Origin of the sequence: Exiguobacterium mexicanum (assembly GCF_005960665.1) — a bacterium.
Taxonomy (GTDB): Bacteria; Bacillota; Bacilli; order Exiguobacteriales; family Exiguobacteriaceae; genus Exiguobacterium; species Exiguobacterium mexicanum_A.
Genome location: NZ_CP040676.1, coordinates 1,945,556 through 1,969,990, shown reverse-complemented (window position 1 = coordinate 1,969,990; position 24,435 = coordinate 1,945,556). Strand labels below are relative to the sequence as shown.

Genomic DNA, 24,435 nt, shown 5'->3' with positions numbered 1-24,435 from the left:
AGGTACAGTATGACTGTAAAAGAAGAATTGGAATTGATCGTGAAGGCCGCTGACGATAAGCGTGCCGAAGATATCGTCGTCCTCGACATGGAAGGCATCTCACCGGTCGCAGATTATTTCGTCATCTGCCACGGTAACTCAGAGAAGCAAGTCCAAGCGATTGCACGCGAAATCAAAGACGTGGCCGGCGAGCATGAGCTTCCGCTCCACAAATTCGAAGGCATGGACTCGGCACGTTGGGTGCTCGCTGACCTCGAAAACGTCGTCGTCCACATCTTCCATCGCGATGACCGCGACTACTACAACCTTGAAAAATTGTGGGCAGATGCGCCACACGTTGAAGTGGAAGTCGGCTAATGGCGTACGAAGGGTTCGCCTACGTCTACGATGAGTTAATGAAAGATGCCCCGTACGAGGATTGGGTCGCCTTCGTGCGTCGCCACGTCCAAGACGGTGCATCGCTTGCTGACGTCGGATGCGGGACGGGCTCGGCCACGATTCGCTTGGCGGAACATTACGAGACGATCGGACTCGATTTATCCGAGTCGATGCTCGAAGTCGCCCAAGAGAAGGCGCTCGAGGCAGGCATCACACTCCCGCTCTGGCAACAGGACATGCGGGAGCTTGAATTGCCACACCCGGTCGACGCCGTGACGATCCTTTGTGACTCGCTCTGCTACCTCGAGGATGAGGCCGACGTCATCGACACGTTCGAGGCGGTGTACGAACAATTGAAACCGGGTGGCATGTTCATCTTCGATGTACATTCGCCGAACAAGATGCAGACGCTCTTCAATCAGAAGACGTATGCCTCGAACGGAGAAGATTGCTCGTATATCTGGTTCGCCGACCCAGGCGAAGCACCGCTCTCGGTCGTGCACGATTTGACGTTCTTCGTCGCCCTCGAAAATGGCACGTATGAGCGTGTTGAAGAGACACACGAGCAACGGACGTACGAGCTGGGGCAATATATGCAGTGGCTCATCGGAGCCGGCTTCCATGTGAAATCGGTCACCGCTGACTTCACGGACCAAGCCCCGGGCCCGAACGCAGAACGAATCTTTTTTGTCGCCCAGAAATAAACGAGACCCCATCGCGGATTTGCGATGGGGTCTCGAGCTGTTAACGAATCAAATCGCAACATGCGGTCTGATTTTTTTATTGATGGCTCTGCCCGAAGTGAAGCATTGCTGCAGTCATGTTTGCCCAATTCGTGTTTCCATGCCTCCAAGTCAGGTGTTTAATACTTGATTTATAAAGGCAGCTTTAGCTTGAGTATACTTTTCTCGGTCATTACGAAATTCTTTTGCTAAATGTCTTTTAAGAAGCCCGTACTCTTTTATAAGCGAAGGATTGTCTCGTAATTTATCTCGAAACTCAATCTGTTTTCCCCAACGATCTTCTGTCACTTTCATGATGTGTAAATGGGCAACTCGCTTATCATTTTTTACTTTCACAAAAAATCTCCGCCAGGATTGTCCATCTAGTTCAGGTGGTACATACTGCCAATCATGCAACGTTAACGTATCAACAATATCGTGGATTTTTTCAAACGATTCGATCCCAATCATCACATCTATAATCGGTTTTGCGGGTAGACCAGGAACGGCCGTACTACCTATGTGTTCCGCTTCCTTGATGTCAAACTTTGAAAGTAAGTCGAACAACGCTCTTGTTTCTTGTAGACCTAACCGTGCCCACTGCACATTAGAATCTTCTATTTCAATAGTCTCATAAGCCCAAATCGGAATATTTGAGTGTTCGTGTTTGTCTTCTTTCATGAGTTTATCCCATCTCCCTGAAAGTTTTTTCACTTTATACGCAGAACCTCATTTTAAAACGCGATATAGAGAACCAGATCATTTTTATCTCATGTTGCTTACAGCCTTGTTTCTCCGTTCACAAGTAATTCAGTGTTGATTCATGGCCCCGTCATAATGCTAATCATAAAAAGAGTCGAAAAACCCCATCGCAAGTAGCATGGGGTCTTTGTCATGGTCAAGCCTCGTGACTGAATTGCCATTGGACACCGAACCGATCTTCGACCATGCCATACGCCTTGCTCCAGAACGTCTCTTGGAGCGGCATGAGGACACGGCCCTCGTCTGACAAGGCCTCGAATTCGCGACGAATCGCCTCGAGGTCGTCGGTCACGACGGCGAGCGTGATGTTTTGTCCGAACGTCACCGGACCGTCCGGCATCGCGTCCGAAAACATGAGCGAAGTGCCGTGGACGCTCAGACGGGCATGGAGAACGAGGTCGGCCAGCTCGTCCGGTACCGGTTCACCGTCCGGTCCAGGCTGGGCAGCGAACGTCATGATGTCCGGGGCGGGCTCGGCGAAGACGTCGGCATAAAACAGGACGGCGTCGCGACAGTCGCCATTGAAATTGAGATACGGGTTGATCGGCATGAGTGTTCCTCCTCGAATCGTTTCTTTCAGTATGAGACAAACCGATGACGGAAGAATCCGACAAAAGCACGAATTTTCGGAAGGGATTGTTGAAACGGTTGCTGAAACGGGAATACGGTAGGTGAGACATTCTTACGAAGGAAGGCGCGCAGACATGAAACTGACACGAGGACGTCTATTGGAATTCGGGTTCGTGTTGTTCATGGCGGTCATACTCGTCACGTCGATCATCGAAGGAGAGTGGTTTGACGCGAGCGTCGCCGGGGCGGGGATCGTGTCGGGTTTGATTCCGTTCATCCTCGAGAAGACGTTCAAAACCGAGTTCGACGCCAAAATGAAAGTCGCCTATATCTTATTCTTGTTTGCGTCGCAGTACTTGGGGTCGATTGTCGGCTTATATTCGAACGGTTGGTGGGACACGTTTCTTCACGTGTTGAGCGGCGTCTTCTTGGCGTTTCTCGGTTTCGATTTCTTAAGTCGACTTGATGAGGACATCCGACTCGAGATGCCGAAGCGGTTCGTCTTCGTCTATATCGTCGTCTTCGCGATGGCCGGGGCGGCACTTTGGGAAATGTATGAATTCACATCGGACTTGATGTTGAACACGACGATGCAAGGGAACGGGAATGACGACACGATGGTCGATCTCGTTGCCGGATCACTCGGCGGCATTATCGCAGCCTTGCTCGTGACCGAGATTCACCGGAAAGAACAACGTAACAAACATAAAAATTGAAAGCGATTTCAAAAACGCTCGAGTCCATCGAGCGTTTTATTTGTAATAATTATTATCTTTTAATATTATTAATCTTGTAATAATGATTATTAAGAGGAGGCAATATTAATGGATCAACACCGTCATCTAACTACTAACCAAGGCGTTCCAATCGGGGATAACGCCAACTCCATCACAGCGGGTCGTCGCGGCCCGACACTTCTCGAAGATTATCAGCTAATTGAGAAACTCGCCCACTTTGACCGTGAGCGCGTACCGGAACGGGTCGTTCATGCCCGCGGCGCCGGAGCCCACGGTGTCTTCAAAGTTAAAAATAGCATGAAACGATATACAAAAGCCAAATTTTTGCAGGAAGAGGGACAAGAGACACCAATCTTTGCTCGCTTCTCGACCGTCATCCATGGTCTCGGCTCACCAGAGACGCTTCGTGACCCACGTGGATTCTCGGTCAAGTTTTACACGGAAGAAGGGAACTACGACTTCGTCGGAAACAACTTGCCGGTCTTCTTTATCCGTGACGCCATCAAATTCCCGGATGTAATCCACTCACTCAAACCGGACCCGCGGACGAACCTGCAAGACCCAGACCGTTTCTTCGACTTCATGTCGCTCACGCCGGAATCGACGAGCATGCTCATCCATTTGTTCAGTGACGAGGGGATCCCAGCGTCATACCGTCACATGCGCGGCTCATCGGTCCATTCCTTCAAATGGGTCAACGAATACGGAAACACGGTGTACATAAAACTCCGTTGGGTCCCGAAACAAGGTATTAAAAACTTGTCGATGGAAGAAGCGGCGAAAGTGCAGGCCGAAGACTTCAACCATGCGACACGCGACTTGTTCAACGCCATCGAGGAAGGCGACTTCCCGGAGTGGGATCTCTACGTCCAAATCCTCGACCCGGCCGATATGGACAACTTTGACTTCGATCCGCTCGACGCGACGAAAGATTGGTTCGAAGACGTCATCCCGTATCAACTTGTCGGTACGATGACACTCAACAAGAACGTCGACAACTTCTTCGCCGAGACAGAGTCGGTCGGTTTCAACCCGGGTGTGCTCGTTCCTGGGATTCAACCGTCTGAAGACAAGATGCTCCAAGGCCGCTTGTTCTCGTATTCGGACACGCAGCGTTACCGCATCGGGGCGAACTACTTACAGCTCCCAATCAACTGCCCGTTCGCACAAGTGTCGAACAATCAGCGTGATGGGGCGATGCCGTTCAAACAACAGACGAGCCCGGTCAACTATGAACCAAACCGCTATGAGGACGCACCGAAACCGGACGCGGCTTATATCGAGACGGAACAACCGCTCACAGGCGTAGCCGGACGTCAAAAAATCGAGAAGACGAACGACTTCGGTCAAGCGGGTGAAGTGTACCGTCGCTACTCGGAAGAAGAGAAGACGACGCTCGTGAACAACTTGGTGGCACACATTAAAGAAGTTCGCCACGAGAACACGGTGCTCCTCTTGATTTGCAACTTCTATCGGGCCGACCGCGACCTCGGCGCGCGTCTCTCGGAAGCACTCAACGTCGATATCACACCGTTCTTGAGTCAAGTGACAGAATAACTTGTCCGCAACAGAGATGCGTAGCTGCATCTCTGTTTTTGTTTTTTTTACCTTAGGAGGATAAGTGGTTCGAATCTCAAAAATTGTCCCAAGCCCGTCCATATGCCAAGATAAGAAAAAAGGGGGATGTTACATGAACCAAGTCATTGACACACTACTGAACCACCGCTCTGTCCGCTCGTTCACGGACGAGACGTTGACCGACGAACAAATCCGACTCATCGTCGAGAGCGCCCAGCGCGCCTCGACGTCGAGCTTCATCCAAGCCTATTCCATCATCGGGGTGACCGACCCGGAGAAGAAAGCAAGGCTAGCCGAGATCGCCGGTAACCAGCAATACGTGATCGACAACGGTCACTTCTTCGTCTTCTGCGCCGATTTGTATCGACACGAGTTGATCGGGGAGCTGCGGGAGGCCGAAGTGAATGCGACGCTCGAGACGGACGAGAAGCTGCTCGTCGCGGTCATTGATGCCGCGCTCGCTTCGCAAAATGCCGTCGTGGCCGCGGAATCGATGGGCCTCGGCATTTGTTACATCGGCGGAATCCGCAATGACATGTTCGCTGTGAAGGAAGTACTCAGTTTACCGGAGCGGGTATTGCCGCTCTTCGGACTTGCCGTCGGTGTCCCGGAGCACGTCGAAGACCAGAAACCGCGCCTCCCGCTCGAACATATTTATCACGAGAACACATACGTCGCCGACACCGAGCAACTGAAACAAGAACTCGATGCGTATGATGCGACGATTCATGACTACTACGCGGCCCGCGGGTCGAACCAACGAAGCGATACGTGGACCGGACAAATGGGACGGATGTTGTCGAAACCAACCCGGCTCGACGTGAAAGACTTCTTGAAGACGCAAGGCTATTTGAAGCAATGAAAAAACCGCCGGGAGGCGGTTTTTAGTTTGTCTCGGCATCGAGCCAGGCGTGGTCGATCGCGCCGAATTGCTTGGCAATGATGACCCCATTTTCATCAAGGACGTATGTTGTCGGCATCGCTTGAATTCGGTAGGCGTTACCGACGATTCCTTCCTCGTCATAGACGACCTTGAACGCATCTTCATATGGGGCGACGAACGTCCGCGCATCCTCGATGTCCCGTTCACTCGTCGTCGTATTGACGGCGACGATGGTCACATCGTCTTGTTCTCGGGCAAACTTGGCCATATCCGGCATCTCGGCCCGGCACGGAGGGCACCACGATGCCCAGAAGTTGACGACGACCCGCTCACCGCGTAAATCTTCCAAGTTGAACGGCGTCCCATCGGTTCGCTTCAACTCAAAATTCGGTGGGACTTGGCCGATGTTCAATCCGGTCTGGGACGAGTCGGCCTCGAGCCGTGGCGTCTCGTCCGGTAAGCTCGCATTGATGACGGCGAGCACGACGATGAGCCCGAGTCCGTATTGGACCGCCTTTTGAGATGGCCGTGCTACATATGTGGCGACGGCGATGAGAAGAAAGAGCGGAATGAGCCACCACAACTCGAATGTATCGGTCACAAGCGACCCGACCGACCAAATCGCGAACGCACCGACCACGGTCCAGAGTAACAATCCGAGCGTAGGACTCTGCATCCAGCGCCATGTCGTGACGAGCAGCAAGGCGATTAGGCCGGCCATATAGATATGGAGCGGTTGCGGAGATGAGAGCAGTGGGAGCATCCCATATTTGGGGACGACGAGCGTCACCGCAAACCAAAAGACCAAGGCCGAGAACAACCAATAGCCACGAAGGCTAGGCGTGAGCCGGAATACAAAAATAACAATCACGGCAGCGGCAATGAGAAGTGACCACGTCCCGCCGGTCGCATAAAGGGATAAGGCCAAACTTCCTGTCGACGCGAGACCGAGGACGATCGCGCTTCCTTTCCAAGCGAGGAAACCGGCGAACCATGTCCCGAGGACGGCATCGCGGTTTTTTTCCGATAAGCCGATTTTTTTAAAACCGATGTAGAGAATGAGCAGGCTGGCCATCATAGCCAGTAAATCGAGTCGAACGTTCAATGGACCGATCGCAATCACACAATCCCTCCTAGAGAAAAAGCGCCCAAACGAGTGGGCGCTTTCTTTGTTTGTAGGTTAGCATTAGCCGATTTGTTCTGCATTGAGGACAGTCTTCATCGCGCCATAGCCACCGAGGATGTTTTGGATATCCTTGTAGCCGAGTGATTGAAGCACACTCGCGGCCATCCGTGAACGGACGCCAGATGCACAGTGAACGGCGATTGCTTGATCTGTCGGGAGACCTTCATGGTCGCGTGCCAGTTTACCGAGTAAGATGCGCTCGGCTTTCTCGTAGTGGCTCGCGTTCCATTCTGTCGCATTCCGGACATCGAGGACGAAAACGTCACCTTTTTCTGCCGACTCGATCGCTTGTTCCGCTGTCACGTCCGTGTACGTTTCCGTCAACAGTTCTTGACCGAGTTCTTCGACTGGGACAACGAAGCGGAGACGGTCGAGACCGATCGATTGGAGGTCCGTCTGTACTTGATCGACATCTTCCGCGCTCGCGATGAGCGTGATGTCTTTGTCGAAGTTGACGAGCCAGCCGGCCCATGAGACGAACTTCGTGTTGTAAGGGATGTTGATTGTGCCCGGGACGTGCCCTTTGGCGAACTCTTCCCCTTTACGCGTATCGACGACTTGTGTTTCCTCGACGAGCGTATCGAGGCGGTCCGAACCGACGACTTCTGGACGAGCGATTTCGTTCGTGACTTGGATGCCTTCTTTGTTCACTTTTTTCATCATCGCGAAGTAGTTCGGCGGTTCTGGTTGGTCCGTCGTCAACTCTTTGATGAACGCGTCTTTGTCTGTCATTTGAAGCGCCCAGTTCGTCGCTTTCTCGTAACCGACCGTCGATGTCGGGATGGCGCCGAGCGCTTTCCCGCAGGCACTTCCGGCACCATGGCCCGGCCAAACTTGAACGAAGTCAGGAAGATCTTTGAACTTTTTGAGCGAGTCGAACATTTGCTCGGCACCGATCGCTGTCGTTCCTTTTACACCGGCTGCTTCTTCGAGCAAGTCAGGACGACCGATATCGCCGACGAAGACGAAGTCGCCTGTGAAGATACCCATTGGTTGTGTTTGGTTTCGGTCGTAGAGCAAGAACGAGATATGCTCTGGCGTGTGACCTGGTGTATGCATAACTTCGAGTGTGACGTTACCGACTTTGAACGTGTCGCCATCTTTGACAAGTTTTGAGTCGATGTCTTTCGCGAATGCATATTTCCATGACGCGTCGCCTTCGTCTGATAGATAAGCCGTTGAACCGGTACGTTTCGCAAGCTCGAGTGAACCTGAGACGAAGTCGGCGTGGATGTGAGTCTCAGCCGTCGCGACGATCTTCATGCCTTCTTTTTCAGCTTCCTGAAGATACGGTGTGATGTTACGGGCCGGGTCGATGACGACGGCCTCACCGGTCATTTGGCAACCGACCATATAAGATGCTTGTGCTAATTTTTGATCATAGAAATAACGTAATAACATGTGAAATACCCCCTAAGAATAGTTGACTGTAAACGATTGTCGTTTTTGAAATATATATAGAAGATTGTTAGACTGTTTCGCCCGTCCAGCTCATCATGCCGCCATCGACGTTGATGACATCGAAGCCGAGTGAATCGAGGTAAGCCGAAGCGTTCATGCTTCGTCCGCCTGCTGCACAGATGACGTGAATCGGTTTCGAACGATCGAGCTCATCGACTTTCGCTCCGAATTCAGAGAGTGGCACGTTTTTCGCTTGCTTGATGTGGCCACCTGCAAATTCGTCTGTCTCCCGAACATCAATCAAGTTGAGTGTTTCATCAGATTGAAGCAATGTTTCTAGTTCAGTTGTCGAAATGGTTTTCATGAGTCATTGATCTCCTTTGTGATTGTAGAATTTTTGAAGTGAGTTTCTTTCGTTGTTTTTAATATACCCCCTGAGGTATAATGAATGCAAGAAAAAGAATCGGAGGTCGAAAATTGAAGAAATTAATGCTGATTTTATCGATTTTGGTGCTGGTGACGATCGGAATCGTTCTTTTCACGTCCAAAGAGACTGGAATTACAAAAATCGACGTCGAAACACTACAAAACAGATTGAAAAACGAAGAAATAACCTTATTAGACGTCCGAGAAGTGGACGAATACGAGGGGGGGCATATCGAAGGAGCGGTGAACGCACCACTTTCTTCATTAAATGAAACCGAATTATCTTATCCGAAAGATGAGCCGATCTATGTCATCTGCCGGAGCGGAAATCGAAGCGCCCAAGCGGCACAACTGTTGAAAGAACGTGGCTACACTGAAATTTACGATGTCTCGGGCGGTATGATTGCCTGGGAACAAAAATAAAAACTTACTTATTATATAGGGTAGGGAATTGGAGGAATTGATATGGAATTTGGATTTATCATCACCATCTTTTTGATCGGCTTTATCGGGTCGTTCATTTCAGGGATGGTCGGAATTGGCGGATCGATTATTAAATATCCGATGTTGTTGTATGTTCCACCGCTCCTCGGCTTCGCGGCGTTCAGCGCCCATGAAGTATCGGGGATCAGCGCGATTCAAGTCTTCTTCGCGACGATTGGCGGAATTTACGCATACCGGAAAGGCGGTTATTTGAACAAACAGCTCATCTTGTATATGGGTGTCGCCGTCTTGATTGGGAGTTTCATCGGAGGCTACGGCTCGACGCTCTTGTCTGAGAACTTGATTAACGTCGTTTATGCCGTGCTCGCGACGATTGCGACAATCATGATGTTCTTACCGAAAAAGAATGTCGAGGATGTTCCGCTCGACCAAGTCACATTCAATAAAGTGATTGCAGCGAGCTCGGCGTTCATCGTCGGGGTGGCAGCAGGGATCGTCGGGGCAGCAGGAGCGTTCATCTTGATGCCAATCATGCTCGTCGTGCTCCGGATTCCGACGAAGATGGCGATCGCGAGTTCGCTTGCCATCACGTTCATCTCGTCAATCGGTTCGACAGCAGGGAAAATCATCACCGACCAAATCGTGTGGGAACCAGCCGTCATCATGATCATCGCGAGTTTGATTGCGGCACCGCTCGGCGCGAACGTCGGCAAGAACATGAAGACGAAGTCACTTCAAATGATTTTGGCGTTACTGATTTTAGCGAGTACAGTAAAAATTTGGATGGACATCATCGGTTAATCGAATCAATGTAAATGGCTACCGAGGCGACTTGGTAGCCTTTTTTTGTGTAAAGACTGCAATGGAATTGTTAAGTTTATGTATAGTTGTAAACGTCGATTAGTTGAATCGGGTTCACAAGAACGTTAAAATAGAGACCATACGTCTAAAAAAGAAAATGAACCTTTCACTTGAATTCCACATAAGGAGTGTTTACATGAATCGCACGAATCAATCGAAAGGAAGAATGGACCGATTCCGCCAAGCGGCGCTCGACTCGTTCAAAACACAACGTCTGTTCTGGATGTTCACCATCCTGTTATGGACGAAGTCGCTGATCGCGTATCAGTTCTTCTTCAACATGCCGGCCGAGAATCTGGTCCAGGCATTCATTCTCATCATTAACCCGCTCAGCTTCACGTTGTTCTTGTTCGCCTTCAGCTTCTTCTTCGGGGGAAATAAGAGGAAGTGGGCGCTGTATAGTCTATATCTCGTCTCCTCGCTCATCTTGTTCGCGGATACGACCTATTACCGTGAGTTCACGGATTTCTTGACCGTACCAGTCCTATTCCAATCGTCGAACATGGAGACGCTCTCGTCGTCATTCCTCTCGCTTCTCGAATGGAAAGACTTGCTCTTGTTAGGTGATCTCGTCGTGCTCCCGTTCCTACTATGGAAAATGAAAGAGACGAGCCAAGCGTCACAGCGCCGCGTCTTAATCACATTTACGGCAGCCGCCGCCATGTTCGGGTTCAACCTCGTCCTTGCGGAAACGGAGCGTCCAGAGTTACTCACGCGCTCGTTCGACCGGGAACTGTTGGTTAAAAACTTAGGAACGTTCAACTTCCACGTCTACGATGCCATGCTTCAAACGAAGACATCGGCCCAAAAAGCGCTTGCAGACGGATCTGAATTGGATGAAGTCGAGAACTTCACACGTCAGAACTATGCGGCGCCGGACCCGGAGATGTTCGGGAAGTATAAAGGCAAGAACGTTGTCGTCGTCTCGTTCGAGTCGGCTCAAAACTTCACGCACAACATGAAAGCGTCGAACGGCGAGTACATCACGCCGAACTTGAACAAACTGATCGAAGAGTCCCACTACTGGCCGAACTATTACCATACGACCGGCCAAGGGAAGACGTCAGATGCCGAGTTCGCACTCGATAACTCGCTCTACGGCCTCTCGCGTGGAGGAGTCTACTTCACGAACGCCGATAACGAATACAACGCGTTACCAGAAGTCATCAAAGATGACAACTACTACTCGGCCGTGTTCCACGCCAACAACAAGTCGTTCTGGAACCGAGACCAGATGTATCAAAACATCGGCGTCGACAAGTTCTTTGACGAAGCCAGCTACGACCTCGGAAACCCTGAGGATATGACGGAGTGGGGTCTTCTCGATGATGAGTTCTTCCGCCAATCGGTACCGATGCTCGAAGAGCTGCCAGAACCGTTCTATGCGAAGTTCATCACGCTGACGAACCATTTCCCGTACACGATGCCGAGTGAGAAGCACGAGCTCGTCCCGAAATTTGAGACGAACTCGACGACGCTCAACAACTTCCCGCAGGCGCTCGCCTATCAGGATTACGCGCTCGGGTTGTTCATCGACGAGTTAAAGGCGAACGGCATGTGGGATGACACGATCTTCGTCGTCTACGGTGACCATTACGGCATCTCGACGAACCATAACACCGCCATGGCGGACCTGCTCGGGAAAGACGAGTTGACGCCATACGACGTCGCCAAGCTCCAAGCGGTCCCGTTCGCGATTCATTTGCCGGGACAAGACAAAGGTGAAGTGCACGAGACGATCGGAAGTCATGTCGACATGAACCCGACGATTCAGCACTTGCTTGGAATCGATACGTCGGAACAGGTCGGATTCGGGAACGACTTGTTCTCGAAAGAGCATTATGACCGCGCCATCTTCCGTGATGGGACGGTCGTGACGCAAGACCATCTGTTCACGCAGTCGATGTGCTATGACGCCAAGACTGGCGAAGTCGCAGAAGACGGTGAGGCGTGTACACCACTTGAATCAGAAGCGAACAAAATCCTCGAGATGAACGACCAGCTCATCTATTCAGATTTACTCCGCTTCAAACAAGCTCAATAATGAAGAGAGAAAAGATTGGAAACAGTCTTTTCTCTTTTTTTGTGGTCGTCGCGCCTTAGGAAGACTAAGATGAAAGAAGTGCACATCAGAAAAGGAGAACGAGATGACATTAGATTATACGGGAGAACGGGTCATCCCAGATCGCATGGACCCGCTGAACGGCTTGTTGCTTGAACATATCGCCCGTTATCATTTCGCCCTCTTATACATGAACGGACGTGTCCTCGATTTTGCGAGCGGGAGCGGATACGGCAGTCAATTGATCGCCAAGAACTTGAAAGGGACCGTGACCGAGGTCGTCGCGCTCGACTTGTCAAAAGAGGCGACGCGCTATGCGAAAGGCCGCTATCACCATCCGAACGTGGCCTATGTAGTAGGCGACGTGTTAGACCGGACGTTGCCGGAGAAACTCGGGACGTTCGACTGCATCGTCAGCTTCGAAACGATCGAACACGTGACCGACTATGAGGCGTTCATGGCGAACGTGTGGCAACTCTTGAAGCCAGGGGGCATCTTGGTGTTATCGACGCCATTCGGGCAAGGGGTCGGGCAACCGACGAATGAACTGTTCCATGTCCACCAGTTCACCGAGGCCGAGTTTGAGGAATTATTTACGTCATTCACGTCGACCGAATTTTATTATCAACGAGGTGTGCTCGTCGAACCGAAACGGGGGGCACGCCATTATCCAATCGGGATCACCGTCGCGGTTAAATAAAAAAATCCCGATGAACGAGGTCATCGGGTAATGAAATAGTATAACAGGCCGAGCGCCACGAAGGAGATTGGGAACAGGACGATATACGTCCACGACACCATCGACCAACTTTTCTTTTGACTGTAGTCTGATTTGTCTTTCCCGAGTCCGACCATGATGGTGAAGACGAGGGCAATCAAGCAAACGAGTAGCGATAATCCGATTGTGAGATACATATTGTCACATCCTTCATTGTTTTTTCATATATCAAGCATAGCTGAAAACGTAACGAAAAAGCCTCTGAAATGTTGGGGTTCTGTGTCCAACAGTCAGAGGCTTTTATCACACCTGGGTATTTTTTATATATGTGTCGGCATCATCGATTGGAATGCCAAGCGCCTCGTGGATGACGATCAAGGCGCTGTCGTTGCGCTTGTCCGTCTCGGCGGCGACACAGTCGCGCGGGACATGAAGCTCATACTCACGCATATAGCCGTCATTCGCCGAGAACAGGATACAGATATCTGAGGCGACACCGGTCAGGACGAGCGATGTGACGTCAAGTTGACGCAACAAGATGTCGAGCTGTGTCCCGTAAAATGTCGAGTGTCTCGGCTTGATGATGAAGTATTCTTTTTCTTCCGGCGCGATCCGCTTGGCGATGGCGCTGCCTTTTGAAGACTCGACGTGCCGGATGATATCCTCGGTGCTGTCTTTCCACTGCCCGAAGTTATCGTTGCAATAGATGACCGGCCAGTCGTTCTCTTTAAAGTGACGTTTCAGTTTCAAAATCGGGTCGACAATCGGCTCCGTATGTCGAAACAGGTCGTCCCCACCGACGAAATCGAAGTCGTTAAACAGATCGATGATGAGTAACGCCGTCTTTGGCATCGTGGTCCCTCCATTCAAAGAAGTCTCTGTATAGGAAGTACCACACTCGTTCAGACGTTAATCGTCATTCAGCAAACGTTTTGCTGCGGAACATGAACGCCGTGATGATATAGAAGGCGACGATGTGAATCAAGACGTAGAACGCCGAGAACCAAATCGTCACGTCCATCGTCTCCATGAAACCTGGGCTTTGGTAGTAGATCGACAAGTCCGTGTGTAGGAAGACAATCCATTTGGCGATGGCCGGTTTCCACGCGATGAGAAGACCACCGATCATCGTCGAGACGAAGTTTGCGAGCACGGTGAAGCCGATCACGACCCCGACCGATTTGAAGACGACCGAGAACATGAGCGTCAAGAAGATGACGAACACGCCGCTCGAGACGCTAAGCAGGACATTGCGGAACTGCTCGAGCGTCAACTCCCCGTCGAGCGTCAACGCAAAACCGTACGTGACGGCAAGAATGAACACGAACTGGGCGAGCATGATGAGAAGGGCGGCCACAAGTTTCGACAGTAAAATTCGATCGCGCGAGTAAGGGCTCATGAGCAAATGCTTCAACGTATCAAATTTCAACTCGTTCCCAATCATCTCAGCGGTGAACACGATCGTGAAGATGCCGAGGAACGTCATCGCCGCCATCGTCGCATAGTTGACGAACGTTTCCGCGTCACCTGGGTTGTTGCCGCTCCGGACGATGAAGTACGTTAAGACGATGATCCCAGTGTACATACCGAGTGCGACGAGCGGTTTGATCGTACGTCGCCATTTCATGAACTCATTGGCTAGTAATGAACGCATTGTTCGTGCCTCCTTCTTTTTTCGTCAATTTCAAGAACTGTTCTTCAAGTGTCTCGTGTTTCATCCCGATCTGATAGACGGCGATGTCACGTTCGACGAGATGTTTCAACAAATGCGGGATATCGGTTTCCGGACGCGGGACGATGAACGTCTCAGCTGACTGTTGAATGATTTTCACATCATCAAAAGCGAGTGCCACGACATCGAGCGCTTCGTTCATCTGCTCGCGGCCGACTTTACAGAGGATGACACTTTCCGTCTTAGCCTCACCGTCTCCGCCTTGGACCGACTTGATTTGTCCTTGATCGATGATGGCGAACCGGTCGGTGATCAGTTCCATCTCGCTCAATAAGTGACTCGAGATGAGGATGGCGATGCCGCGGTGGTCGGCTAAATGCCGTAAGTAGTTGCGCAAATCAGCGATGCCTGCTGGGTCGAGACCGTTTGTCGGCTCGTCGAGGATCAATACTTTCGGGTTATGGAGCAGGGCACGGGCGATGCCGAGTCGCTGTTTCATCCCGAGTGAGTATTGTTTCACTTTCATATCGAGCTTTGTCTCAAGTCCGACGAGGGCACCGAGGGTGTTCAAGTCGACTTTCTTTAGATCAGGAATCAAATTCATCGCGTGAATCAGGTTCTCGCGGCCCGTCAAATACGGATAGAAAGCCGGGTTTTCGACGATGGCCCCGATGCGACTGAGCGCTTGTTGGCGTTCTGTCGAGACGTCGAATCCGTCGACGGTCACTTTGCCGTGTGTTGCTGGCATGAGGCCGGTGATAATACGAATCGTCGTCGTCTTCCCGGCGCCGTTCGGGCCGAGGAAGCCAAAGATTTCTCCGGGCGTGACGTCAAAACTGACGTTCGTCAGGACGTTCGTCTGGCCCATTTTCTTGTGTACATTTTGTACGGATAACATAGGGTCACCTTGCTTTCGTTTAGAGTATTTTCCAACTGGACACCCCTATATACGGACTGGATTGAAACAAGGTTTCACCTTTTTTTGAAACTGTTGAAACAAAGCGGTGATTTCACAATTAGTTGATAAGGAAAACTTATTGAAATAGTATGGACGAATTGTGAATTTGAAAGGGTCTTTCCACAGGGAAAGGTGTAGTATGAAGAGGAGAGAAAGAGGCAAGATTTGGCTCTTTTTGCAGGACGAATCAGATGGATGAACTGCTTCGTGCTTAATGTTAAAATGAAAGCGTTCACACATCGGACGCACAGGAACGGATAGGGGGATTTATTCAATGGGAGAGTCGTCGAACGGTCGCGAACAAGTGCAAGCATTTTATGGTCCAAACTTAGGCTACATCGTTGAATTATATGAGCAATACGTTGAAGACCCAGAATCGGTCGACGCGGAGACGCGTCAATACTTTGACGAACACGGGGCACCGGAAGCGAGCGCGCCTGTCGCGTCGGCTGCATCGTTTGATTTAGAGAAAGTCGTGGCAGCGACACGGTTGGTCAATGATATCCGGGCACTCGGCCATAAAGCGGCCGATATTTATCCGCTCAAAGACCACCCACGCGAACACGGCTTGTTTGCATTTGACCGTTACGGATTGAGTGAGGCCGACCTCGAGCAAGTACCAGCTCACTTGTTGTCGGAAGACGTGCCAAAACCGGGCGCGAACGCGCTCGAACTCGTTCGTCATTTGCTTGACGTCTATACTGGCACGGTTGCCATCGAGCTCCGCCACTTGGACGATATGGAAGAGAAGCGTTGGATTCGCCGCCGCATCGAGCAAGGCGCATTGAAAGCGAAGTACTCGAAGAACGAGAAAATCGAGCTCTTCCAGCGTCTAGCCGAGACAGAGTTGTTCGAGTCGTTCCTTCATAAAACATACGTCGGACAGAAACGCTTCTCGATCGAAGGGCTCGACGCGATGGTGCCGCTCCTTGACGCCATGGTCGGCGGCCTCATCTCGAGCGGGTCTGAACATATCAACATCGGGATGGCCCACCGCGGACGCTTGAACGTACTCGCGCACGTGCTCGGCAAACCGTACGAAATGATTTTCGCCGAATTCCAGCACGCTCCGAACAAAGAGTTGATCCCATCGGAAGGGTCAATCGGCATCAACTTCGGATGGTCGGGCGACGTGAAATATCACCTCGGTCTCGACCGCAGAGTGTTAGAAGAGAAGAAAGAGGTCCGTTTGAACCTTGCCAACAACCCGAGCCACCTCGAGTTTGTCGGTTCGGTCGTCGAAGGGTACACGCGTGCGGCGCAAGACGACCGCTCGGAAAAAGGGATGGCAGTCCAACATGACGACAAGGCCGCATCGATCTTGATTCACGGAGACGCCGCCTTCCCAGGACAAGGCATCGTCGCCGAGACGCTCAACATGACGAACTTGAAAGGCTATCGTACAGCCGGGACGGTCCACGTCATCGCCAACAACACGATCGGCTTCACGACCGACCCGAGCGACTCGCGCTCGACACGTTATGCGAGCGATATCGCCAAAGGCTATGAGATTCCAGTCTTCCACGTTAATGCGGACGACCCGGAAGCGTGTGTCGCCGTCGCCAAACTGTGCAGCGAGTATCGTGCCAAGTTCCATAAAGACATCCTCGTCGACTTGATCGGTTACCGCCGCTACGGTCATAACGAGATGGATGAGCCGATGAACACGAACCCGGTGCTCTATAAAGCCATCAAAGAACACCAATCGGTCCGTCACGTCTACGCAGATGTGCTCGAAGCGGAAGGTGTCATGTCGAAAGAAGACAAGGCGACGATCGAACAGTCGATTGAGGATCGTCTCAAGTCGGCCCGTGACCTTGTCCCGGCCGAAGAAGAAGATGCCGACATCGTCTTGCCGGAAGCGGTCCATAAAGGATTCCCGTTCGTCGAGACGGGCGTGGAACGTGACGTGCTCCAACAATTGAACGATGAATTGCTCGTCTGGCCGGAAGGCTTCGGCGTGTTCCATAAACTTCAAAAAGTGCTTGACCGTCGCCGTGACGCGTTCGCGGACAATGGGAAAGTCGACTGGGGCCATGCTGAGACGCTCGCCTATGCCTCAATCATCTCGGACGGTACGCCGATCCGCTTGAGCGGGCAAGATTCAGAGCGCGGAACGTTCGCGCAACGTAACATCATGTTGAACGATGTCGAGACTGGCAAGAAGTTCTCGCCGCTCCATCACTTGTCGACGGCGAACGCCTCGTTCTCGGTCCACAACAGCCCGCTCTCAGAAGGTTCAGTGCTCGGGTTCGAATACGGCTACAACGTGTTCGCCCAAGACACGCTCGTGCTTTGGGAGGCACAGTACGGCGACTTCGCCAACTCGGCGCAAGTCATGTTCGACCAGTTCATCTCGGCCGGTCGCGCCAAGTGGGGCCAAAAATCAGGTCTCGTCATGCTGTTGCCGCACGGCTATGAAGGCCAAGGTCCTGAGCACTCGAGCGCCCGGATGGAGCGTTACTTGACGCTCGCCGGAGAGAAGAACTGGACGGTCGCGAATTTGTCGACGGCCGCGCAGTACTTCCACATCTTGCGTCGTCAGGCGAAGATGCTCGGTACGGAACAAGTTCGTCCGATGATCATCATGACACCGAAGAGCCTGCTCCGTCATCCGCTTGCAGCCTCATCGGTCGATGAACTGTCCGACAATAACTTCCGTCCGATTATCGAACAAGTTGGTCTCGGTGAGAATCCGGAGCAAGTCGAACGTCTCGTCTTCTGTTCAGGGAAGATGGCAATCGATTTGCAAGAAGCGACGATGAAGTCAGAGGAGTCACTCGACTTCTTGCACATCATCCGCGTCGAAGAGATTTATCCGTTCCCGGTTCGTGAAATCCGTGACGTGATCAGTCGCTATCCGAACGCAAAAGAGATCGTCTGGGTCCAAGAAGAACCAAAAAATATGGGGGCTTGGACATATATCGAACCGCGTCTTGAAGCGGTCACGTCGAACCGATTGAACGTCCGTTACGTCGGCCGCCGCCGTCGTTCGAGTCCGGCCGAAGGAAATCCGACGGCCCATAAACAAGAACAAGCACGCATCATCCGTGACGCCATCTCACGTGACGCCGTCTCGGCTGCTGCCGGCACGAGCACATACCAAAAAGATCGTAAATAAGTTAAGGGGGAACTCGTTGTGATCGAAATCAAAGTACCGGAACTAGCAGAGTCCATTACGGAAGGAACGGTCGCGTCGTGGCTCAAACAGCCAGGCGACCACGTTGAAAAAGGGGAGGCCATCGTCGAACTCGAGACGGACAAAGTCAACATCGAGGTGCCGGCCGATGAGTCGGGCACGCTCGACGAACAACTCGCAGGCGAAGGGGACACGGTCCAAGTCGGACAAGTGATCGCCCGTCTCAGTTCAGGTTCAGGCGGTGGTACGGCCGTCGCGACGAAGACGAAAACGGAAACGGCGACGGAAGCTGCTACGGCACCGGCCGAGACGAAAGTCGAGACCGTCGGCGAAGCGAAGAAAGTCGAGCGTCGTGAAGAGCACGTGGCGAGCCCAGGCAAAGGACCGATCGCGACACCGGCGGCCCGTAAATTGGCCCGTGAGAAAGGTATCGACCTCACGGCTGTTCAGACAAATGACCCGATCGGCCGGATCAACGTCCATGATGTGACGAACCACGAGTCGAAACCGGCACCGACACAAGCACCACAAACGCCAAAAGCACCGGCAGCGGCACCGCAGCCGGCAGCGAGCGGCAAAGACGAAGAGCGCATCAAAATGACGCGTCGTCGTCAAACGATCGCGAGCCGCCTCGTCGAAGTGCAACAGACGGCAGCGATGTTGACGACGTTCAATGAAATCGATATGTCGGCCGTCATGGCGCTCCGCAAACGTCGCCAAGAGAAGTTCGTCAAAGATAACGACGTCAAACTCGGCTTCATGTCGTTCTTCACGAAAGCGGCCGTCGCGGCGCTCAAACGGATGCCATACTTGAATGCTGAGATTCAAGGCAACGAGATCGTCTTGAAGAAATACTATGACATCGGTATCGCCGTGTCGGCTCCGGACGGCCTCGTCGTCCCGGTCGTCCGCGAAGCGGATCGCAAAAACTTCGGTGAGATCGAGAAAGACATCTTGCACCTCGCCGATAAAGCCCGCAACAACAAGCTCGGGTTGAGCGACCTCACAGGTGGCACGTTCACGATCACGAACGGTGGCGTCTTCGGCTCACTCTTGTCGACACCGATCTTGAACGGACCACAAGTCGCCATCCTCGGGATGCACTCGATTCAACTCCGTCCGATTGCTATCGACGCAGAGACGATGGAGAACCGTCCGATGATGTACGTGGCCCTCTCGTATGACCACCGTATCGTCGACGGTCGTGAGGCTGTGACGTTCCTCAAGCACATCAAAGACATGATTGAAGACCCAGAACAATTGTTGTTCGAAGCATAAGCAAAAAAACCATGTCGCGTCGGCGACATGGTTTTTTTTATGTGAGCGATTCATCGAGCGTGATTTGATTTTTTCCGTTCGCTTTGGAGCGGTAGAGCGCCTGGTCCGCCCGTTTGATGGCGGCGTGCGGCACCGTTTCTGTCTGCCAGAGCGAGGCTCCGATACTGGCCCCGACGGTTGCCGTCCCGCTTTCAATGGCGATCGGTTTGGACAGGGACGCGATAATGTCTTCGCCGATGCGTGTGATGGAGTGTCCGTTCTGTCCGTTCCGTTCGAACAAGAGGAAGAACTCGTCACCGCTCAAACGGACCGGATAGGACCCATCGAGCGTCACTCGTTTCAATCGCTCGGCAATCTTAATCAAGACGTCATCCCCGGCGGCGTGCCCGTATGTATCGTTGATTGCTTTGAAACCGTCGAGATCGATATAGAAACAGACGTATTCGTTCTTTGTCGCCTGGGCTTCGTTCAAATAGTGACGAAGCGCCGTCCGATTGGCGAGCCCGGTCAAGACGTCGCGATGGGCGAGCGACTCGTAATGGACCCGCTCCGTCTCGGATTCGGTGAGTGACGTGACGAGCGATTCTAAGGCGAAAGCGAGCGACTCGATCTCATGAATCCCTGATTGGTGTGGAAACGTCTTCGCTTTGCCTTGTTTCATGAGGGCTGCCGTCTCGGTGATCCGTTTTAGCGGCCGGGTCACGACTGAGGCGAGGAGCCAACCGAGGATGGCCGTCACGAACGAGGCGCCGAGGCCGATTAATAAGATGTTCCGCTCGAGTGAGGCAACCGGGGCGAAAGCGACCTCGGCCGGTTGGCGGACGACGACACTCCAGTCGAGGCCGGCGTAATCTTCATACCCTTCCCCGGTGGCGACGCCGGTCAAATAGGATTTCCCGTCCGCCCACGTGTCGACGTGCCATCCGTCGTCTAGTTTCGTCGGGAGCGGTTTCCCGACGAGATGGTCCGGGCCGAGCAACACGGTGTTGTCGCGTCCGCTGACGACGAAGATGTCGGTATACTCGGACTGATGGTGGAGCGTCCGGTTGAAGTGGCGGAGCACTTCCTTCCCCCATTCCCAACTGAGGTGAGTCGCGAGCACGCCTTGGAAGGCCCCGTCACGGAACAGCGGGACACTGATGTCGACGAACTGAAGGACTTCACCGGTCGGGTTCGGCAACAGCTCCGCGAGCAATACGGCCTCGTGGACATCCCCGATGAACGGCTCATCCTGGGCTTCTAGAAAGACAGGGCGTTCGCTGATTGAAGCGCCTTCTAATATTCCATTCGTCGAAGCGACGACGTTCCCCGCCGCATCGGTCACGCCCATCCATGAGAAAGCGGGGATGTTCGTTTGGACCTGGTCGAGCAGGGCCCGGCTCGAGGCGGGTTCGTTCAAGGCGTCGAGTCCTTGGAGCAATTGGATTTCTTGATAGCGCGACCACATGTAAAAGTCGAGCTTATCGACGAGCTGGTGCGACGTCATCGACAACCGTCCCCCGATCTCTGCTTCGAGCGAGGCGGCGGAGCGTTGGCTGGTCATGTACGTTAGCGTGATGGTGAGCAAAAAGACGAGTGTGGCGATGCTGAGCGCCAAGATCAGGCCGAGGCGCATCGAAAATGATTTCATGAACAAATTCCTCCTACAGTGACAATCTCCACTCTGTTCATCGTCATCTTTGCCGTGACATGAAGCGAAGTTACGAAAAAACAAGGGTGATTTCGTGGAAACAGATAGCGCTTTCGTTATAATGAAAGACGAATCGATACAAATAGAGGTGAGACAAATGAAACAGAATAAACTATTGGTCATCGCGACGCTGCTCGCGGTCGCCCTCGTGGCCGTCGTGGTCGTTCTCTTGAACCGGCCGGCCGAACAAGCGGAGACGGCGGCACCGGTAAAGGCAGAGCATGTGTCGACCGAAGGACAGCCGACGCTCGGAGATGCGGACGCACCCGTCTCGGTCGTCGAGTTCGGGGATTATAAATGCCCGTCTTGTAAACAGTGGGGTGAGACGGTCTATCCGAAGTTGAAGCAAGACTATATCGACACAGGGAAAATCAGTTTCAGCTACATCAACGTCCTGTTCCACGGACAAGAGTCGATTTTGGCATCGCTCGCGTCAGAGTCGGTGTATAACCAAGACCCGGACGCGTTCTGGGATTTCCATAAGGCGCTCTACGACGCGCAACCGGCGAGTCAGCAGCACGACGAGGCAGGGGTCACGGTCGAGCGGTTGACAGAGATTGCGAGCGAGACGACATCGGTCGACGTGGCGAAGCTCGAGGACGACTTGAGTGAGAACTCGACGGTGCTCGACCAAGTGAGCCTCGATGACGGGCTCGTCAAAGAGCACGGTGTCCAGTTCACGCCATCGATCATGATCAACGGCGTCATGCTCGAAGATCCGTTTGACTATGAGACGATTGAACGCTTAATCGAGCAAGGCACACCATGAAGCAGTCGTTCTTGACCCGTTATGGTCTGTATCTCGCTTGGCTCGTCGCTCTCACAGCGACGCTCGGCAGTCTTTACTTCAGTGAGATTCGCGAGTTCGTGCCATGTGAGCTTTGCTGGATTCAACGCATCTTCATGTATCCGCTCGTCATCCTGCTAGGCGTTGCCGTGTTCACGGACGACAGGGCGGTGAAGAAGTATGTATTGCCGCTGTCGATGATCGGCGGTCTCGTTTCTTTGTACCACTACTTGGTCCAAAAAGTGCCCGGGTTTGCCGACATCAAACCGTGTGTCGCAGGCGTACCTTGTAACGTGCAGTACATCAATTGGTTCGGGTTCGTGACGATCCCGTTCCTTGCCTTGACGGCATTTACTTTAATCACGCTCCTCGTTTGGCGCGTGAAACGCAACTGACAACGAAGGAGATGGAACGTGTGAAGAAATGGATGCTTTTTGGGCTGATCAGCCTCATGGCGGTGCTCGCTGCATGCGGCAACGAAATCGAAGACCCGCTCAACTGGGAGATCGAGTCGTTCAATTATATGAATCAAAATGAAGAGATGGTCAGTCTCGATGATTTGAAAGGGAAGGTATGGATGGCCGACTTCGTGTTCACAAACTGTGAGACGGTCTGTCCACCGATGACGTACAATATGACAAAGCTCAATGAGGCGCTCGTTGAGGAAGGTGTCGAGGACGTCCAGTTCGTGTCGTTCAGCGTCGACCCGACCGTCGACACGCCAGACAAAATCAAAGAGTTCATGGCCAACTATGACTTGGCGAAAGCCGACTGGCAGTTCTTGACGGGCTACTCACAAGAGGAGATTGAGGCGTTCGCGCAACAGAACTTCAAGGCGCTCGTTCGTAAACCGTCAGAAGGTACGCAAGTCGACCATGCGACGTGGTTCTATCTCGTCGACCAAGACGGGAAAATCATCAAAGCGTATCAAGGATTCCAAGACGTGCCGATTGAGGACATCGTCAGCGACATCAAGATTTTACAGGAATCATAAGACGGTAAAGTGCCGTCTTTTTTGTATTCGAAAACAGGGGAATCGGCACAGGTGCCGTATAATGAAAAGGTAGAGGAGTGGATAGAATTGAAGAAGACGCTATTACTTTCATTGATGGGCATGGCAGCCTTGACGGGGACCGTGCTCACCCAATATAAACCGCTCGGGAAAAAGCCGAAAACGCTACGGTCGCCGAACCTCGTGAACGGAAAATTTCGCAATCAGCTCGAGACGCCGATGCGGTTTTCAACGGACGACATGATCTCGATGTCGAAGGAATATTTGAATCCGGATTCGCTCCGGAAACCGAGTGAGCGGTTGCCGGTCGTCCCAATCGACTTCAGCGAGAAACTCGGCTCGAGCTTCACCCGCATCTATTGGCTCGGCCATTCGGCGATGCTCGTCCAAATGGACGGCAAGACGATGCTCGTCGACCCGATGTTCGGCCGGAGCCCATCACCGCTCCCGTTCGCGAAGAACGAGCGGTTCAGCGAGCACTTGCCGTTCGAGCTCGACGAGTTGCTGGACATCGATGTCGTCTTGCTCACGCACGACCATTACGATCATTTGGACTATGCGACGATTCAAGCGATCAAAGACAAAGTTGCCGTCTTCATCGTCCCGCTCGGTGTCGGCAGCCATTTGAAACGATGGGGCGTCGGGGCGGAACGCATCGTCGAACGCGATTGGGGCGAGACATATGGTTTCGGCCCATGGACGTTCGTCTGCACGCCGGCTCGGCACTTCTCCGGCCGCTCGCTCACCGACCGCAATGCGACACTCTGGGCGTCATGGGTCGTCCTCGGTGAGACGGACCGCCTGTTCTTCAGCGGGGACGGTGGATACGGGCCGCACTTTAAAGAGATTGGTGATGCGTACGGACCGTTCGACTTCGCAGCGCTCGAGTGCGGCCAATACGACGAGCGTTGGCCGGACGTGCATATGCAACCGACTGAGACGGCACAGGCGTTCCGGGACGTGCGGGCCGACAAGATGCTCCCGATCCATTGGGGCGCGTTCACGTTATCGTTCCATGCCTGGTTCGACCCAGCCGAACAGATGGTGGGGCTCTTACCACGAGAGGACGTACTCACGCCGCGAATCGGTGAGCGGATCACGCTCGACGGACGGAACGACACGACCAACTGGTGGCGTGACATCGAAGACATGAACAAGCGGTGACCGAATT

General features: G+C 52.7%; 25 protein-coding genes. 15 read left to right on the top strand and 10 right to left on the bottom strand.

Features of this window, described 5'->3' with window-relative positions; all coding sequences use genetic code 11:
• The first annotated feature begins 9 nt into the window (after positions 1-9).
• Positions 10-357, top strand: coding sequence for a ribosome silencing factor (gene rsfS / locus FED52_RS10515; protein ID WP_034776639.1), 348 nt, complete (start codon positions 10-12; stop codon positions 355-357).
• Positions 357-1,082, top strand: coding sequence for a class I SAM-dependent DNA methyltransferase (locus tag FED52_RS10510; protein ID WP_138859845.1), 726 nt, complete (start codon positions 357-359; stop codon positions 1,080-1,082). Before rsfS ends, FED52_RS10510 begins: the two co-directional genes overlap by 1 nt.
• A gap of 150 nt (positions 1,083-1,232) precedes the next feature.
• Here the strand turns inward: FED52_RS10510 and FED52_RS10505 are convergent, their stop codons facing one another.
• Together FED52_RS10505 and FED52_RS10500 are read right to left on the bottom strand one after the other, a co-directional pair.
• Positions 1,233-1,781 (bottom strand): GrpB family protein, encoded by a 549-nt coding sequence (locus FED52_RS10505; RefSeq protein ID WP_138859844.1) that lies wholly within the window; start codon positions 1,779-1,781, stop codon positions 1,233-1,235.
• 217 nt (positions 1,782-1,998) lie between these two features.
• Positions 1,999-2,412: a VOC family protein gene (locus tag FED52_RS10500; protein ID WP_138859843.1), complete on the bottom strand. Its 414-nt coding sequence runs from the start codon at positions 2,410-2,412 to the stop codon at positions 1,999-2,001.
• A 154-nt stretch (positions 2,413-2,566) separates the two neighbouring features.
• On the opposite strand from FED52_RS10500, the gene FED52_RS10495 reads away from it, so the two are divergent.
• The 3 genes from FED52_RS10495 (at position 2,567) to nfsA (ending at position 5,609) form a co-directional block, all read left to right on the top strand.
• A complete protein-coding gene (locus tag FED52_RS10495; RefSeq protein WP_138859842.1) occupies positions 2,567-3,148 on the top strand; it encodes a DUF2238 domain-containing protein in 582 nt (193 codons plus the stop codon).
• A gap of 108 nt (positions 3,149-3,256) precedes the next feature.
• Complete coding sequence (locus FED52_RS10490; RefSeq protein ID WP_138859841.1) at positions 3,257-4,726, top strand: catalase; 1,470 nt, start codon at positions 3,257-3,259, stop codon at positions 4,724-4,726.
• A 133-nt stretch (positions 4,727-4,859) separates the two neighbouring features.
• The gene (gene nfsA / locus FED52_RS10485) at positions 4,860-5,609 is read left to right on the top strand and encodes an oxygen-insensitive NADPH nitroreductase (protein ID WP_138859840.1); all 750 of its coding nucleotides are present in this window, start codon (positions 4,860-4,862) and stop codon (positions 5,607-5,609) included.
• Between the two features lie 22 nt (positions 5,610-5,631).
• Here nfsA and FED52_RS10480 read toward each other — a convergent pair whose 3' ends face one another.
• The 3 genes from FED52_RS10480 to FED52_RS10470 all read right to left on the bottom strand — a co-directional run bounded on the left by FED52_RS10480 (position 5,632) and on the right by FED52_RS10470 (position 8,581).
• Positions 5,632-6,753: a TlpA disulfide reductase family protein gene (locus FED52_RS10480; RefSeq protein ID WP_138859839.1), complete on the bottom strand. Its 1,122-nt coding sequence runs from the start codon at positions 6,751-6,753 to the stop codon at positions 5,632-5,634.
• A 63-nt stretch (positions 6,754-6,816) separates the two neighbouring features.
• Positions 6,817-8,217, bottom strand: a complete 1,401-nt coding sequence (locus FED52_RS10475; RefSeq protein WP_138859838.1) for an MBL fold metallo-hydrolase — start codon at positions 8,215-8,217, stop codon at positions 6,817-6,819.
• Positions 8,218-8,284: 67 nt separating this feature from the next.
• Positions 8,285-8,581 carry a rhodanese-like domain-containing protein gene (locus FED52_RS10470; RefSeq protein ID WP_029595926.1) on the bottom strand — a complete coding sequence of 99 codons (297 nt, stop codon included), beginning with the start codon at positions 8,579-8,581 and terminating at the stop codon, positions 8,285-8,287.
• 113 nt (positions 8,582-8,694) lie between these two features.
• On the opposite strand from FED52_RS10470, the gene FED52_RS10465 reads away from it, so the two are divergent.
• From FED52_RS10465 to FED52_RS10450, 4 genes are all read left to right on the top strand, one after another.
• Positions 8,695-9,066 (top strand): rhodanese-like domain-containing protein, encoded by a 372-nt coding sequence (locus tag FED52_RS10465; protein ID WP_240731251.1) that lies wholly within the window; start codon positions 8,695-8,697, stop codon positions 9,064-9,066.
• A gap of 42 nt (positions 9,067-9,108) precedes the next feature.
• Positions 9,109-9,888, top strand: coding sequence for a sulfite exporter TauE/SafE family protein (locus FED52_RS10460; protein ID WP_138859837.1), 780 nt, complete (start codon positions 9,109-9,111; stop codon positions 9,886-9,888).
• A 196-nt stretch (positions 9,889-10,084) separates the two neighbouring features.
• A complete protein-coding gene (locus FED52_RS10455) occupies positions 10,085-11,992 on the top strand; it encodes an LTA synthase family protein (protein ID WP_138859836.1) in 1,908 nt (635 codons plus the stop codon).
• A 103-nt stretch (positions 11,993-12,095) separates the two neighbouring features.
• Positions 12,096-12,710 carry a class I SAM-dependent methyltransferase gene (locus FED52_RS10450; protein WP_138859835.1) on the top strand — a complete coding sequence of 205 codons (615 nt, stop codon included), beginning with the start codon at positions 12,096-12,098 and terminating at the stop codon, positions 12,708-12,710.
• Positions 12,711-12,730: 20 nt separating this feature from the next.
• Here the strand turns inward: FED52_RS10450 and FED52_RS10445 are convergent, their stop codons facing one another.
• The 4 genes from FED52_RS10445 to FED52_RS10430 all read right to left on the bottom strand — a co-directional run bounded on the left by FED52_RS10445 (position 12,731) and on the right by FED52_RS10430 (position 15,298).
• Entirely contained in the window at positions 12,731-12,925 is a 195-nt protein-coding gene (locus FED52_RS10445) for a hypothetical protein (protein WP_138859834.1), read from the bottom strand.
• A gap of 106 nt (positions 12,926-13,031) precedes the next feature.
• On the bottom strand, positions 13,032-13,580 hold the full coding sequence (locus tag FED52_RS10440; protein WP_138859833.1) for a cysteine hydrolase family protein: 549 nt from the start codon (positions 13,578-13,580) through the stop codon (positions 13,032-13,034).
• 64 nt (positions 13,581-13,644) lie between these two features.
• The gene (locus FED52_RS10435) at positions 13,645-14,382 is read right to left on the bottom strand and encodes an ABC transporter permease (protein ID WP_034776666.1); all 738 of its coding nucleotides are present in this window, start codon (positions 14,380-14,382) and stop codon (positions 13,645-13,647) included.
• Positions 14,360-15,298 (bottom strand): ABC transporter ATP-binding protein, encoded by a 939-nt coding sequence (locus FED52_RS10430; protein ID WP_138859832.1) that lies wholly within the window; start codon positions 15,296-15,298, stop codon positions 14,360-14,362. Before FED52_RS10430 ends, FED52_RS10435 begins: the two co-directional genes overlap by 23 nt.
• Before the next feature lie 334 nt (positions 15,299-15,632).
• On the opposite strand from FED52_RS10430, the gene FED52_RS10425 reads away from it, so the two are divergent.
• Complete coding sequence (locus FED52_RS10425) at positions 15,633-18,479, top strand: 2-oxoglutarate dehydrogenase E1 component (protein ID WP_138859831.1); 2,847 nt, start codon at positions 15,633-15,635, stop codon at positions 18,477-18,479.
• Between the two features lie 18 nt (positions 18,480-18,497).
• Positions 18,498-19,775, top strand: coding sequence for a 2-oxoglutarate dehydrogenase complex dihydrolipoyllysine-residue succinyltransferase (odhB, locus tag FED52_RS10420; RefSeq protein WP_138859830.1), 1,278 nt, complete (start codon positions 18,498-18,500; stop codon positions 19,773-19,775).
• A 37-nt stretch (positions 19,776-19,812) separates the two neighbouring features.
• Here odhB and FED52_RS10415 read toward each other — a convergent pair whose 3' ends face one another.
• Entirely contained in the window at positions 19,813-21,405 is a 1,593-nt protein-coding gene (locus FED52_RS10415) for a diguanylate cyclase domain-containing protein (protein ID WP_138859829.1), read from the bottom strand.
• Positions 21,406-21,562: 157 nt separating this feature from the next.
• On the opposite strand from FED52_RS10415, the gene FED52_RS10410 reads away from it, so the two are divergent.
• From FED52_RS10410 to FED52_RS10395, 4 genes are all read left to right on the top strand, one after another.
• Positions 21,563-22,234, top strand: a complete 672-nt coding sequence (locus FED52_RS10410; protein ID WP_138859828.1) for a DsbA family protein — start codon at positions 21,563-21,565, stop codon at positions 22,232-22,234.
• On the top strand, positions 22,231-22,647 hold the full coding sequence (locus tag FED52_RS10405; RefSeq protein ID WP_034776676.1) for a disulfide oxidoreductase: 417 nt from the start codon (positions 22,231-22,233) through the stop codon (positions 22,645-22,647). Before FED52_RS10410 ends, FED52_RS10405 begins: the two co-directional genes overlap by 4 nt.
• Positions 22,648-22,658: 11 nt before the next feature.
• Complete coding sequence (locus tag FED52_RS10400) at positions 22,659-23,246, top strand: SCO family protein (protein ID WP_138859827.1); 588 nt, start codon at positions 22,659-22,661, stop codon at positions 23,244-23,246.
• 87 nt (positions 23,247-23,333) lie between these two features.
• Positions 23,334-24,428 (top strand): MBL fold metallo-hydrolase, encoded by a 1,095-nt coding sequence (locus tag FED52_RS10395; RefSeq protein ID WP_240731250.1) that lies wholly within the window; start codon positions 23,334-23,336, stop codon positions 24,426-24,428.
• Positions 24,429-24,435: the final 7 nt, after the last annotated feature.